Genomic DNA, 13,244 nt, shown 5'->3' with positions numbered 1-13,244 from the left:
ATCGCCTTACTTGACGACGCGCAGGTGGCCCCGACGCGGAGGCGTCGGCGGCTCGTGGTCGCCGTCATCACCCGTGTCGTCCGGTGTTTCGTCACCCGTATCGGAAACGAGCTCGAGTGTCGGCCCGTTTTCACCAAGCGCGCCCGCCGGCAACGCCGCGGTGGCGCCGGCTTCCTCGGAATCCGGCGGAAGCGCCATGCCCTGCCCGTTCTCGCGTGCATAGATGGCGAGCACCGCGCCCACCGGCACGGAAACGGCATGACTGACGCCGCCGAAGCGCGCGCTGAAGCGAATGATCTCGTTCGTCATTTCCAGGCCCGCGACAGCGCGCTGGGCAACGTTGAGCACGATGCGGCCGTCGTTGATCGCGTGCTTGGGCACCTGCACACCGGGACGCGTCGCGTCGACCAGCAGATGCGGGGTCAGGCCGTTGTCGGCGATCCACTCATACAGCGCCCGCAGCAGGTACGGACGGTGGCTGGTCATCTCGAATTCGTCACTCATGCGCGCAGTTTAAGCGAGGGACTGTCGCAGGCGCGCGTGACACGCGACAGGACGTTTGCCAACGAAAAAGCCCGCCGTAAGGCGGGCCCGAATCGATATCGCCGCAACCCGAATTACATCGGCAGGTCGCGCAACTTGCGCTCCTGCTCGGTCAGGCTGCGTGTGAAACCCGGATTCCGGAAGATGCGGTTGCCATAGTCCTCGATCACCTTGCCGTCCTTGGGCAGCGGCACGCCGAGCGCCGGCAAGCGCCAGATGATGGGTGCCATCGCGCAGTCGGCGAGGCTCATCTCGGGATTGAGGAAGAACTTGCTGGCCTTGAACAACGGCACCGCTGCGGTCAGCAGTTCCTTGAGGCGCTTGCGACCGGCTTCCTGCTGCGCCTTGTTGCCCAGTTGGATCGCCTGCACCTGCGGCACCCAGTCGTGCTCGAGGCGCAGCATCGCCAGGCGCAGGCGTGCGCGCGACAGCGGGTCGACCGGCATCAGCGGCGGATGCGGGTAACGCTCGTCGAGGTATTCGCTGACGACGCTCGCCGCGTACAGCACCAGATCTCGCTCGACCAGGGTCGGCACCGACTGGTACGGATTGAGATCCACCAGATCTTCCGGCGGATTCTGCGGGTCGACCGGAATGAGGTCGTACGTCACGCCCTTGGCCGCGAGCACAAGGCGCACGCGATGACACAGGACGCAATCGGTGGAAGAAAACAGGGTCAGGGTATTACGCATGCGTGGACTCGCCGCCATCGTCGACCTCGATCGACCGGAAACCGCCGGCCGCAGGGCGCCGCCCACCCCGTGCGGGCGGTCGCCAACGGTCCCGAGTCACGGCGATGCGGTGTCCTATCCCCGACACCGCAGCCGCGATCAATGCTCGACGTCGCGCCAATATTCCTTCTTCAACAACCAGGCGAGGAACGTCAACAGCGCCAGGAACAGTACCACCCACACGCCCATCGATTGACGCTTGATGGCCGCGGGTTCGCCGGCGTACTCGAGAAATGTAGTGATGTCGCGCGCCGCACGGTCGAAGCCCTGGGCATCGAGCGTACCGGGCTCGGTGACCTTCAGGCCCAGCACCGGGCGCTCGCCCGTCGCGTCGGGTTTGCCGAACTCGGCATGCTGCAGACCCTGCAGCTGCCACAGCGGATTCGGCATCGACACGTTCGGGAAAACGGTGTTGTTCCAGCCGACCGGGCGCGACTCGTCCAGATAGAAGGACTTGAGGTACGTGTAGATCCAGTCCGGACCGCGCACGCGGGCGATCAGCGAAAGATCCGGCGGCTGCTTGCCGAACCAGTCCTTCGACTCGGCCGGCATCGCGACGCCGATCGTCTCGCCGACCTTGGCGCCCGTGAAGTTGAGGTTGTTCTGCACCTCGTCCTCGGTCAGGCCGAGGTCTTCGGCCATGCGCGAATAACGCAGGTACTGCAGCGAATGGCAGCCCGAGCAGTTGTTCATGAACAACTGGGCGCCGCGCTGCAGGGAGGCGCGGTCGGTGATGTCGGTGCCGGCCTGCTGGAGGTTGCCCTCCTCTTCGGCGAACAGCGGCATCGACGCCGCGAGGCCGAGCATGAGCGTCGCAAGCGATCGCAGAACTCGCATCTTCTTGGATCCGACAGGCTGGAAGGAGGTGGAGGGACGAACGGACGGATTAGTCATGCATCGTCACCCGCTCGGGCACCGGCTTCGTCTTGTCGATGCGGGTCCAGATCGGCATCGTGATGAAGAACATGAAGTAGAAGAACGTCAGCACGCGACCGATGTAGGTCTCGTTGACGTCCGTGCCGGGGCCCGAACCGATCTTGCCGAGCCACAGGAAGGCGAACGCCAGGAGGAGGAACATGGTCTTGGCGAGCGCACCGCGGTAGCGCATCGACTTGACCTTGGCCTTGTCCAGCCACGGCACGAAGAACAGCAGCATGATCGCGCCGAACATCGTCATGACGCCGAGCAGCTTGTTCGGCACCACGCGGAGCATCGCGTAGTACGGCGTGAAGTACCACGTCGGCTTGATGTGCGACGGCGTCACCAGGCGGTTGGCCTCGGTGAAGTTGTCGTGCTCGAGGAACAGACCACCGACGGTGGGCTCGAAGAAGATGATGAAGGCCGCCAGCATCAGGAAGAAGCCGACGCCGACCATGTCCTTGACCGTGTAGTACGGGTGGAACGGGATCGTGTCCTTCGGCGCGGTGGCCGACCAGCGATTGCCCTTCGGGCCGTACTTGACGTCGACGCCGTCCGGATTGTTCGAGCCCACTTCGTGCAGCGCACCGAGGTGCAGCACGACGAGCAGCAGAAGCACCAGCGGCAGCGCGATGACGTGCAGCGCGAAGAAGCGGTTGAGCGTGGCGTCGGACGGCAGGTAGTCGCCCATGATCCATTCGGTCAGGCCGTTGCCGATGACCGGGATCGCGCCGAACAGCGAAATGATGACCTTCGCGCCCCAGAACGACATCTGGCCCCACGGCAGCACGTAGCCCATGAACGCCTCGGCCATCAGCACGAGGTAGATCACCATGCCGAGGATCCACACGAGCTCACGCGGCTTCTTGTACGAGCCGTACATCAGGCCGCGCCACATGTGCAGGTAGACGACGATGAAGAAGAGCGAGGCGCCGGTGCTGTGCATGTACCGGATCAGCCAGCCCCACTCGACGTCGCGCATGATGTACTCCACCGACGCGAACGCCTGCGCGGCGTCGGTCTTGAAGTGCATCGTCAGGAAGATGCCGGTGACGATCTGGTTGACCAGCACCAGCAGCGCGAGCGAACCGAAGTAGTACCAGACGTTGAAGTTCTTCGGAGCGAAGTACTCCGTCATGTGCTTCTTGTACGCCTCGCCCGCGCCGGGGGCACGGTCGTGGAACCAGTTCACGACGCCGGCGATCAGGCCGGTCGCCGGATCGTTCGGCGCCTGCTTCGTATCGTTATTGGTGGCCATGTCAGGCGGCTCCCTTCGGATCGACGCCGATCACGATGCTGTTGTCGTTCTCGAAGTAGTGCGGCGGCACGGCGAGGTTCTTCGGCGCGGGAACGCCCTGGAACACGCGGCCGGACATGTCGAAACGCGACTTGTGGCAGGGGCAGAAGTAGCCGCCCTTCCATTCCGGGTCGAACGGCTCGGGGCGGATTTCCGCCTTCATTTCCGGCGAGCAGCCCAGGTGGGTGCACAGGCCGACGAGCACGGAAATCTCCGGCTTGATCGAGCGGTAGTGGACGTCACCCTTCAGCACGTACTTCGGCTGCTGGTCGACGTCTTCCGACTTCGGATCGCGCAGGCGGTTGTCGAGCGTCGGCAGCGCCTTGAGGATGTCCTGCGAGCGACGGACGATCCAGATCGGCTGGCCGCGCCACTCGATGATCATGCGCTGGCCCATCGGCAGGCCGCTGATGTCCGCCGTAACCGGCGCACCGGCGAGCTTCGCGCGCGCGCTCGGGTTCCACGACTTGATGAACGGCACCGCGGCGAAGCCGGCACCGACCGCGCCGACGACTGCGGTCGTCGCGGTAAGGAACCGACGGCGGCCGAGGTTGACCGGCTCGTGGGTGGGCTCGTTGACCCCTTCGTTGGCCATCCGGCACTCCGAAAACTGATTCGACATGGGCCGCCCCGCAGGCAACACGGGACGGCTGATAAAGACGCGGAAGTGTAACGGAACGGTGAACGGGCCGACAATCGGCTAACGGCGTTCCGGCGAGGATGCCGGACGGATTTCGCATTCCGCGCCGCCCGGAACGCGAAAAGGCCAGCCGGATGAGGGCTGGCCTTTCGTGATTCCCACCGGGCAAGCGCGTCAGCGCAGGACCGGCGAACTCCGGTAACGGTCCGCAAGCAGCGCCACGCGTTGCACGTAACGCTGGGTCTCGCTGTAGGGCGGCACGCCGCCGTACTTGTCGACCGCGCCCTCGCCCGCGTTGTAGCCCGCGGCCATCAGGCGGATGTCGCCGTTGAAGCGCTTCAGCAGGAACGCCAGGTACTGCACGCCGCCGCGGATGTTCTGTGCCGGGTCGAACGCGTTGCCGACTCCGAAACGGCGCGCAGTGGCCGGCATCAGCTGCATCAGACCCTGCGCGCCGACGCGCGACAGCGCGTTCGGGTTGTAGGCCGACTCCGCATGGATGATCGCGCGGACCACCGACTCCTCGACGCCGTACTGCGCGGCGGCCGCGGCGATCTCGTTGCGGTAGGCGTCCGTCTTCAAGCGGATCGTGGAGAAATTGACGCCCGGCTGCGCGCCGCAGGCGTAGCAGGTCTCCATGAAGCTGTACTTGATCGTGCGCACCGCACCGGCGCTCGCCACGCCGACCGGGCGGCGGCTCGAGTAGTGCCGCACGCCGTCCTGCATGTACGAATAGATCTGGCCCTGCACGAGGCGGGTCGGCGGCGCGGACGATACCGGTGCGCTGGCCGCCGGAGCGATCTCGACGGCAGCGGTCGACACGGCGGGGAGCGATCCCGTGGCCGGTGAACCGGCAACGAGATTGACCGGCGTCACCGCGCCCTGCGCCGGCATCTTCGGCGCGACGTAACGCGGCGCCTTCTTCGCCGTATACCGGCTCACGACCTCGCAGTTCGCGCCGGACAGCCGCTTGCTGGAGTAGCTGCGGACCCCGCCGACATCACAGCGGTACACGGTGCCGGCCATGGCCGGAGCTGCGGCGCCGAACAGACCGGCAACCAGCAGAAGTGCGACGGGCGTCTTCATGGGGCCATCATTCCGTGTTCCCGGAATTTTCACAAGCCGTTGATCGGACAGGAATTGTTGATCTGCGGACGCGGTCACCCGGCCTGTTGCACCGCGGTAAACTGCACCGGCCGGCCCGGATTAATCGCCGCCCTTCCCGGATTCCAATGACCGATCTCGCGCTCCCCGTCGCCGACCCGACGACGTCCCCTGCCGCCACCCCACGCGGCAAGCTCTTCATCGAAACCCACGGTTGCCAGATGAACGAGTACGACTCGGCGAAGATGGCCGACGTTCTCGCCGTCGCCGAGGGTCTGGAAATCACCCATGACCCGGCCGAAGCCGACGTCATCCTGGTCAACACCTGCTCGATCCGCGAGAAGGCCCAGGAAAAGGTCTTCAGCCAGCTCGGCCGCTGGCGCTCGCTCAAGCAGGGCGGCAAGCCGGTCCTGATCGGCGTCGGTGGCTGCGTGGCGAGCCAGGAGGGCGAGGCGATCGTGAAGCGCGCCCCATTCGTCGATCTGGTGTTCGGCCCCCAGACGCTGCACCGCCTGCCGGAGCTGATCGAGGCCCGCCGCGAGTCGGGCAAGCCGCAGGTCGACATTTCCTTTCCGGAGATCGAGAAGTTCGACCGCCTGCCCGAGCCGCGCGCGGACGGGCCGAGCGCGTTCGTCTCGATCATGGAAGGCTGCTCGAAGTACTGCTCGTTCTGCGTAGTGCCCTACACGCGCGGCGAGGAAGTCAGCCGTCCGTTCGAGGATGTGCTGGTCGAAGTCGCGCAGCTGGCCGCACAGGGCGTTCGCGAGATCAACCTGCTGGGCCAGAACGTCAACGCGTATCGCGGACCGATGGGTGAAGGCGAGATCGCCGACCTCGGCCTCCTGATCCGCACGATCGCCCAGATCGACGGCGTCGACCGCATCCGTTTCACCACGTCCCACCCTCTCGAGTTCTCCGACTCGCTGGTCGAGGCCTATCGCGACGTGCCGCAGCTCGCGAACTACCTGCACCTGCCTGTGCAGTCGGGTTCCGACCGCATCCTCGCCGCGATGAAGCGTGGCTACACCGCGCTCGAATTCAAGCAGAAGATCCGCAAGCTGCGTGCGGTGCGGCCCGACATCTCGATCTCGTCGGACTTCATCGTCGGCTTTCCCGGGGAGACCGATGCGGATTTCGAGAAGACGATGAAGCTGATCGAGGACGTCGGCTTCGACCAGTCGTTCTCCTTCATCTACTCGCGTCGTCCGGGCACACCGGCATCGAATCTCGAGGACGATGTATCGAGTGAGACCAAGCATGCGCGCCTGTCGCGTTTGCAGGCGACGATCAACGCGAACGCGGCGCGCATCTCGCAGTCGATGGTCGGCAGCGTGCAGCGCATCCTCGTCGAAGGGCCGTCGCGCAAGGATCCGAACGAATTGACGGGCAAGACCGAGAACATGCGTTCGGTGAACTTTGCGGCGCCGAAGCGCCTGGTCGGTCAGTTCGTCGACGTCGTGATCACCGAGGCGCTGTCGAATTCGCTTCGCGGCCGCGTGGTGACGCAGGACGAGGCGGTTCCGGCGTAAACGAAGCGGCTATGCCGGCGCGCGCATGAGCGCGTCCGGATACCGCTCGACCCAGCGTGCCAGCGTGCGCGCGCAGTGGGACGCGATGATCCAGGCGTCGGGTTGTTCGTCGCGGAACCGGCGCAGGCGCGACAGCGTGGCCGCGTAATCGTCGGACGCATCCATCGCCAGTTGCCGGGCCAGCCACGACAGCGGGCCGCGGCTATCGAGCTGCGCGTGCTGCCAGAAGGCGTCGGCAACGAGCAGCACGCGTGCGTCGTCGTGGCGCGCAGCCAGCCCGATCTGCCCACGCGCATGACCGGGCAGGTCGACCAGGACGATGTGGCCGTCGCCGAAAAGATCGTGCCCACGCCCCAGCGATGCCAGATCGCGCCCGAGCGGCGCGAAGTCACCGCTGCCGACCACCTGTAAACGCGACTCGAAATCGTCCGGCAACAGCTCGCGCCAGACCTGCGCGTGCAGGCGAGCGAGCGGGCCGCGCTGCATCGTGCGCCACGCATCGGCATGCGCGACGAAACGCGCGGACGGGAATGCGCGCAGGCCACCGACGTGGTCGGGATGGAAGTGACTGATGACGATCCAGCGCACGTCCTCCGGCGCAATGCCGCGTTGACGGAGCAAGGTCACGGCATCGCCCTCAGGCGGGCAGCAGACGCCCAGCACGCCGCGATACACGCGTCGCAGACCGCGGCGCATCGCGGTACGCGCGGGTTCGCCGTAACCGCAGTCGAACAGGATGGGGCCCTGGGCCGGATGTTCGATCAGCGCCCAACCCGCGGGAAACGCGACACGACCACCGTCGCGTTCGGGCAGCGAGGCCAGCACCGGATCCACGTGACTGTGGCCGGAGACGCCGAGCCACACGCGGGTCACGTGCCCTGCTCCACCAACGCAGCGAACGTGCGTGACAGCGCGTCGTCCAGCGCCACGCGCGGCTGGTACCCGAGCTCCGACCGGGCGCGAGAGATATCGAGCGTCATGTCGACGCTGAGCAGTTCGACGCCGTAGCGCAGCAATGCCGGCTCCCGCTGCGGCATCGCGATGCGATGCACGCGTTCGAGCGCACTGGCGACGGCGCCGAGCAGCGATGCCGATACGTGACGCCGCGGCGCTGGTTCGCCCAGTGCCGCTGCGAGTCGATCGATCACGTCCCAGATGCGGGCCGGCTCGCCGTTGCTGATGTTGTAGGCACGGCCGTGCAGCATCACGGGTGCTTCGAGCGCGTTGAGCACGGCGTCGACCGCGTTGTCGATGTAGGTGAGATCGACGGTGCAGCGCCCGTCCCCGATGCGCGGCAGCCGTCGGCGGCGCAGCGCTTCGGCGATGCGCGGCAGCAGCGAGCTGTCGCCCGGACCGAAGATGGCGCGCGGGCGCAGGATCAGCGTCGAAACCGACGTCCCGTCCGTCAGTTCAAGCACGCGTCGCTCGGCGATGCGTTTGGTATCGGCGTAGTCGTTCACCGCGCGCGCCGGTAAGGCGTCGTCTTCGCGGATGCCGAGATGCGGGCGGCCATCGTGGTAGATGCCGGGTGTCGAGATGTGGACCAGCCGCGACACACCGGCGTGGGCGCACGCACGTGCGATGTTTTCTGTCGCATCGATGTTCGCGGCGACGAACGCGGGCCGCGCTCCCCATGGGCTCGAAAGCGCTGCCGCGTGAATGACCGCATCGGCGCCATCGACTGCATGCCGGACGGCGGCGGCGTCGCACAGGTCTGTGCGGACGAATTCGATACCCTCGCCCGTCAGCGCCGCGCCGCGCGCGGCGTCGCGACCCACGGCGCGCACCTGCACGTCCGGGCGCGTCGCATGAAGGCGGCGGGCGACCGCGCCGCCGAGAAATCCCGTGGCACCGGTGACGACGATTCGCTGCGATGCCGTCACGTCAGTACGTCATCACGATGCCGGCTGCGGACAGGCCCGCACCCGTGCCGATCAGCAACCCGCGTTCGCCACGTTGGATACGTCCCTCGGCGATGCCGTGCGCAAGCGCCATCGGAATCGACGCGGCGATGCAGTTGCCTGTCTGGGCGAGGATGTCGATTACCGCGTCATCGCCGAATTCCATCGCCGCCACGACATCCATTCCCGCGCGACTGGTCTGGTGGGGTGCGACCCAGCGCAACGCGCGGCGTGCGGCGTGATGGAGCGCGAGGCGATCGAGCAGTTCCGGCGCCAGGCGCGACGCGCGTCGCAACGTCGCGCGGCCCTGCATGCGGAACAGCGCGTCGAGCGGATCGGCATCGGGTGCGTTCGGATGGCGGAACGTGCCGCAGCCGCGCACCGTCGTGAGTTCGTGATCCGCGCCGTGCGTGATCCATTCGATGCGATGCACGCGTCCGGTGTCGTCGTCATCGCTGCGTTCGAGCACGCACGCGGCCGCACCGTCGCCGAAGAGCGTGCAGGCTTCGGGCGCGGTGAAGTCGAGCGCGACCGACGCGATCTCGCTGCTGACGATCAGGGCACGCCGGATACGTCCGCTGTGGATGCGTTCTGCTGCCAGTTCGAACGCGGCGATGAAACTCAGGCACGTGGCGTGCACCGAGAAGCTCGGAATGCCGGATCGTCCGAGCCCGAGCGCGTGCTGCAGCAGCGGGCCGCCGTCGGGGATCGCCCGCTCGACCGAGCCCGACGCGCCGAGGATCAGGTCGACCGACTCCGGGGTGATGCCGGCTGCGGCGCACGCCTGCAATGCGGCCTGTGCGCCCATCCAGCTCGCGGTTTCGTCGGGCTGCGCCCAGTGCCGGCTCGCGACACCGTTGTACGTGCGCGCCCACCCGGCCGGCAGCCCGACACGCGCTTCGATCTCCGCGCTGTCGACCACGCGCCGCGGCAGGTAACGCCCGGTGCCGGCGATACGGACGCACCAATCGAGATCGACCACCGGACGCGCGAGTCCGGAAACGGCGGGGTCGTGCACCAGCTGGTTCATGGTCGAGGTCGGTCGATGACGGGCCGAGTATGCCTGCCGCGCTTGCTGGCAGACTGGACCGATGCGCACATTCGCCGCTCCGTCGCCGCCCCTCCTGTTCAGATTCCGCGCCGGCATCGTCGCGGTGGCCGTCGTGCTGAATGCGGCGATCTACCTCGCCATCAACGATCGGCAACCGCCGGACGCGACCGTCGTGACGCCGTCGGCGCTGGACCTCGCATTGGGTGTGCATGCGTGGACGATCTGGCCGTACTGGATGCTTCTGCTGCTTGCACCCGCACTCGCGCTGACGATCAGCGACCGCCGCATCTTCGCGACGACGATGCGCGCCTACGTCGTCGCGCTGACCTTGAACATCGTGTTGTGGCTGGGGATTCCGACGCGGCTTCCGCGCGCGCCGCTGCCCGATGCGCTCGATCCGCTGACGTCCACCGCGTGGCACGTACTGCTCGCGGTCGACGCCCCCGGCAACTGCTTTCCATCGGGACACGTCACGCTGCCGTTGGTGATTGCGGCGGGCTTCGCAACGCAGCACCGGCGCTTCGCGTTTGCCGCGTGGTTCGCGATCGCGCTTCTGATGCCGTCCGTCATCACGACCGGCCAGCACGTGACGCTGGACGTCGTCGGCGGCGCGGCGACGGCACTGCTCGGCCTCGTGCTGACGCGGCATCCGCTTCTGCGGCGCGAAGCAGCGACGGCGCCGCAACCCGACGTCGATCGCGCCGTACTGGACAGCCGCCCGGGCTGACCGGGCGGTGGGTCAACGCGAGCCCCACGCCTTCGGCGCAGTAAACACCGCCTTGCCGTCGACATAGGTCGCTTCGACGGTGAGGTTGCGCAGCTGCGACGGATCGATCGCCAGCGGATCCTCGCGCAGCACGACGAAGTCGGCGCGCTTGCCGGTTTCGAGACTGCCGACGTCATGTTCGTCGAAGCCCGCGTACGCCGCGTCGAGCGTGAAACCGCGCAGCGCTTCGTACGCGGTGAGCTTCTCTTCCGGATGCCAACCGCCGACCGGCTTGCCGTCGGCATCGGTGCGGGTCGCGGCGGCGTACAGACCGAGGCGCGGGTCGACCGATTCGACGGGGAAGTCGGAACCCAGCGCAAGCCGCGTACCGGTGTCGCGCAGGCGACGCCACGCGTAGGCGCCGACGATGCGATCGGGGCCGAGCCGATCCTCTGCCCACGGCATGTCGCTGGTGGCGTGCGTCGGCTGCATGGACGCGATGATGCCCATCTGCGCGAGCCGCGGCAGATCGTCCGGTGCGAGTACCTGCGCATGCTCGATGCGCCAGCGGTGGTCGCCGGGATTCGCACCGAGTGCGAGCTGGTAGGCGTCGAGCACTTCGCGGTTGCCGCGATCGCCGATGGCATGCGTCGCGACCTGCAGCTTGCAACGGCGGGCGCGCTGCGTGACCTCGCGCAGCTTCGACGGCTCGATCACCAGAAGACCATGCGTATCGGTCGCATCGGTGTACGGCTGCAACAGCGCCGCGCCGCGGCTGCCGAGCGCACCGTCGATGTAGAGCTTGACCGTGCGCATTTCGAGATGGCCGCCAGGATGCCGATATGCACCGTGCTCACACAACCACCCGAACGCGTCGTGGTCGCCGTCGGCCATGGCGTCGATGCGCAGCGGCATCTTTCCGGCATCGGCCAGGCGCATGTAGCGACGAAGGTCGGCCAGCGACACGCCCGCGTCGTGCACACCGGTGAGCCCGTGTTCGACGGCCGATTTCATCCCGAGTTCGAGTGCGCGCGTCGCGGTGGCGTCGTCGACCGGTGGCACCACCGTGTCGACGAGCTGCATCGCGCCGTCGACGAACACGCCGGTCGCGCGGCCGCCGTTGCGTTCGATGCGGCCGCCATCGGGCTGCCAGTCGCCGTCGAGATCGCGCCCGACCGCCTTCATCGCAACGGTATTCGCCCAACCCGCGTGACCGTCGACCCGTCGCAGCCAGACCGGTCGATCGGGAAACGCGGCGTCGAGGTCGGCGGCAGTCGGGAAGTTCTTTTCGGGCCAGTCGTTCTGGTCCCATCCGCGGCCGAGCAGCCACGCACCGGGCTTCAGATCGTTCGCGAAGGCCTTGAGCCGCGCGATGACCTCGTCCTTCGACGTCGTCCCGACGAGATCGGCGCGCAGGAAGGTGTAGCCGAGGTTGGCCACATGGCCGTGCGCGTCGATGAGCCCGGGGACGACGGTCGCGGCGCCGAGATCGAGGCGCTTCGCATCGGGATATTTCGCGAGCACCGCATCGCGCGTGCCGATCGCGAGCAGTCGGCCATCCGCACCATAGGCGAACGCCTGGGCCGCGGGGTGCGCGACGTCCATCGTGTGGACGGTCGCCGCGGTCACCACCGTGACCTGTGCGAATGCCCCGCCCGACCACAGGGCTGCGACAATGCCCAGCCCCTGCACCATCCGAACCGCGCGCGCCATCCGCATCGTGATCCCTCCGCCGTGGCGGCCGACTCTGCGCAACACGGCCGTCCGACGCAAGATCACGCGCCTGTACCGCGCTCCGGTGCATCGTCCGCCCGACTCCACGATCCCGACCCGCATGGCCGAACTGATCCACCGCGATTTCGTCCTCGACCCGCCCGATCCCGAGCGGCTCGCCAACCTGTCGGGCCCGTTCGACGCGCACCTGCGCCTGGTCGAACTGCGGCTGGGCGTGCAGGTCGCCAACCGCGGCAACGTGTTCCGCGTGACCGGCACGCCTGCCGCGGCACAACAGGCCGACCGCCTGATCCACGAGCTGTGGGACGACACCCAGACCGAGACGCTGAGCGAGCACGCCATCCACCTGCGCCTGTCCGACGCCGGCATGGAGCAGCGCGCGGCGAACGATATCGAGCCGCAGGAAGTGATCATCCGCGTCAAGCGCGGCACGCTGCGCGCGCGCGGCGAGAACCAGGCGAAATACCTGCACGCGATCGCCACGCACGACATCAACTTCGGCATCGGCCCCGCCGGTACCGGCAAGACGTTCCTCGCCGTCGCGAGCGCGGTGGAAGCGCTGAACTCCTCACGCGTGCAGCGCATCGTGCTGGTACGCCCGGCGGTGGAAGCCGGCGAGAAACTCGGCTTCCTGCCGGGTGATCTCACGCAGAAGGTCGATCCTTACCTGCGTCCGCTGTACGACGCGCTGTACGAGATGCTCGGCGTCGAGAAGGTCGCGAAGCTGCTCGAACGCAACGTCATCGAGATCGCGCCGCTGGCCTACATGCGTGGTCGCACCCTCAACGATGCCTACGTGATCCTCGACGAGGCGCAGAACACCAGCGTCGAACAGATGAAAATGTTCCTCACGCGCATCGGGTTCGGCAGCACCGCCGTGGTGACGGGCGACATGACCCAGATCGATCTGCCCAAGCACCAGAAGTCCGGCCTGAAGGACGCGCTCGAGGTGTTGCGTGGCGTCGACGGCATCAGCTTCACCTTCTTCGAATCGCGCGACGTCGTGCGCCATCCGCTGGTGGCGAAGATCGTCAACGCCTACGATGCGCGCGACGCGACGGACGCGGCCACCGGCCGGAGCTGATCGCGC

General features: G+C 67.3%; 12 protein-coding genes and 1 pseudogene. 3 read left to right on the top strand and 10 right to left on the bottom strand.

What is annotated here, in order from left to right:
* Positions 1–6: 6 nt before the first annotated feature.
* From DWG18_RS03615 to DWG18_RS03590, 6 genes and pseudogenes are all read right to left on the bottom strand, one after another.
* A complete protein-coding gene (locus DWG18_RS03615) occupies positions 7–504 on the bottom strand; it encodes a ClpXP protease specificity-enhancing factor (RefSeq protein WP_115645494.1) in 498 nt (165 codons plus the stop codon).
* A gap of 113 nt (positions 505–617) precedes the next feature.
* A complete protein-coding gene (locus DWG18_RS03610) occupies positions 618–1,253 on the bottom strand; it encodes a glutathione S-transferase N-terminal domain-containing protein (protein ID WP_115645492.1) in 636 nt (211 codons plus the stop codon).
* A 120-nt stretch (positions 1,254–1,373) separates the two neighbouring features.
* Positions 1,374–2,030: pseudogene (locus DWG18_RS03605) on the bottom strand (cytochrome c1); the annotation flags it as partial.
* A 130-nt stretch (positions 2,031–2,160) separates the two neighbouring features.
* Positions 2,161–3,450 carry a cytochrome b N-terminal domain-containing protein gene (locus DWG18_RS03600; RefSeq protein ID WP_115645488.1) on the bottom strand — a complete coding sequence of 430 codons (1,290 nt, stop codon included), beginning with the start codon at positions 3,448–3,450 and terminating at the stop codon, positions 2,161–2,163.
* 1 nt (position 3,451) lies between these two features.
* Positions 3,452–4,084 carry a ubiquinol-cytochrome c reductase iron-sulfur subunit gene (petA, locus tag DWG18_RS03595; protein ID WP_115645486.1) on the bottom strand — a complete coding sequence of 211 codons (633 nt, stop codon included), beginning with the start codon at positions 4,082–4,084 and terminating at the stop codon, positions 3,452–3,454.
* A gap of 219 nt (positions 4,085–4,303) precedes the next feature.
* The gene (locus tag DWG18_RS03590) at positions 4,304–5,215 is read right to left on the bottom strand and encodes a lytic transglycosylase domain-containing protein (protein ID WP_115645484.1); all 912 of its coding nucleotides are present in this window, start codon (positions 5,213–5,215) and stop codon (positions 4,304–4,306) included.
* Between the two features lie 146 nt (positions 5,216–5,361).
* Here DWG18_RS03590 and miaB point away from each other — a divergent pair, with 146 nt between their 5' ends.
* Positions 5,362–6,762, top strand: a complete 1,401-nt coding sequence (gene miaB, locus DWG18_RS03585) for a tRNA (N6-isopentenyl adenosine(37)-C2)-methylthiotransferase MiaB (protein WP_115645482.1) — start codon at positions 5,362–5,364, stop codon at positions 6,760–6,762.
* Positions 6,763–6,771: 9 nt separating this feature from the next.
* Here miaB and DWG18_RS03580 read toward each other — a convergent pair whose 3' ends face one another.
* The 3 genes from DWG18_RS03580 to DWG18_RS03570 are packed head-to-tail and all read right to left on the bottom strand — an operon-like array spanning position 6,772 to position 9,693.
* Positions 6,772–7,635, bottom strand: coding sequence for an MBL fold metallo-hydrolase (locus DWG18_RS03580; protein ID WP_162823687.1), 864 nt, complete (start codon positions 7,633–7,635; stop codon positions 6,772–6,774).
* Positions 7,632–8,645 (bottom strand): NAD-dependent epimerase/dehydratase family protein, encoded by a 1,014-nt coding sequence (locus DWG18_RS03575; protein WP_115645478.1) that lies wholly within the window; start codon positions 8,643–8,645, stop codon positions 7,632–7,634. Before DWG18_RS03575 ends, DWG18_RS03580 begins: the two co-directional genes overlap by 4 nt.
* Before the next feature lies 1 nt (position 8,646).
* A complete protein-coding gene (locus tag DWG18_RS03570) occupies positions 8,647–9,693 on the bottom strand; it encodes a 3-oxoacyl-[acyl-carrier-protein] synthase III C-terminal domain-containing protein (protein WP_162823686.1) in 1,047 nt (348 codons plus the stop codon).
* Positions 9,694–9,754: 61 nt separating this feature from the next.
* On the opposite strand from DWG18_RS03570, the gene DWG18_RS03565 reads away from it, so the two are divergent.
* On the top strand, positions 9,755–10,441 hold the full coding sequence (locus DWG18_RS03565) for a phosphatase PAP2 family protein (protein WP_115645474.1): 687 nt from the start codon (positions 9,755–9,757) through the stop codon (positions 10,439–10,441).
* A 12-nt stretch (positions 10,442–10,453) separates the two neighbouring features.
* Here the strand turns inward: DWG18_RS03565 and DWG18_RS03560 are convergent, their stop codons facing one another.
* Entirely contained in the window at positions 10,454–12,139 is a 1,686-nt protein-coding gene (locus DWG18_RS03560) for an amidohydrolase (RefSeq protein WP_115645472.1), read from the bottom strand.
* A 115-nt stretch (positions 12,140–12,254) separates the two neighbouring features.
* Here DWG18_RS03560 and DWG18_RS03555 point away from each other — a divergent pair, with 115 nt between their 5' ends.
* On the top strand, positions 12,255–13,238 hold the full coding sequence (locus DWG18_RS03555) for a PhoH family protein (protein ID WP_115648015.1): 984 nt from the start codon (positions 12,255–12,257) through the stop codon (positions 13,236–13,238).
* Positions 13,239–13,244: the final 6 nt, after the last annotated feature.

The organism is Lysobacter sp. TY2-98 (assembly GCF_003367355.1).
Taxonomy (GTDB): domain Bacteria; phylum Pseudomonadota; class Gammaproteobacteria; order Xanthomonadales; family Xanthomonadaceae; genus Cognatilysobacter.
This window is presented reverse-complemented; position numbering and strand designations above follow the sequence as displayed.

Bases quoted from the DNA above. Each gene is read 5' to 3' on its own strand.
- DWG18_RS03615 (WP_115645494.1), bottom strand. From the start codon at position 504: ATGAGTGACGAATTCGAGATGACCAGCCACCGTCCGTACCTGCTGCGG.
- DWG18_RS03610 (WP_115645492.1), bottom strand. From the start codon at position 1,253: ATGGCGGCGAGTCCACGCATGCGTAATACCCTGACCCTGTTTTCTTCC.
- DWG18_RS03600 (WP_115645488.1), bottom strand. From the start codon at position 3,450: ATGGCCACCAATAACGATACGAAGCAGGCGCCGAACGATCCGGCGACC.
- petA (WP_115645486.1), bottom strand. From the start codon at position 4,084: ATGGCCAACGAAGGGGTCAACGAGCCCACCCACGAGCCGGTCAACCTC.
- DWG18_RS03590 (WP_115645484.1), bottom strand. From the start codon at position 5,215: ATGAAGACGCCCGTCGCACTTCTGCTGGTTGCCGGTCTGTTCGGCGCC.
- miaB (WP_115645482.1), top strand. From the start codon at position 5,362: ATGACCGATCTCGCGCTCCCCGTCGCCGACCCGACGACGTCCCCTGCC.
- DWG18_RS03570 (WP_162823686.1), bottom strand. From the start codon at position 9,693: ATGAACCAGCTGGTGCACGACCCCGCCGTTTCCGGACTCGCGCGTCCG.
- DWG18_RS03565 (WP_115645474.1), top strand. From the start codon at position 9,755: ATGCGCACATTCGCCGCTCCGTCGCCGCCCCTCCTGTTCAGATTCCGC.
- DWG18_RS03560 (WP_115645472.1), bottom strand. From the start codon at position 12,139: ATGCGGATGGCGCGCGCGGTTCGGATGGTGCAGGGGCTGGGCATTGTC.
- DWG18_RS03555 (WP_115648015.1), top strand. From the start codon at position 12,255: ATGGCCGAACTGATCCACCGCGATTTCGTCCTCGACCCGCCCGATCCC.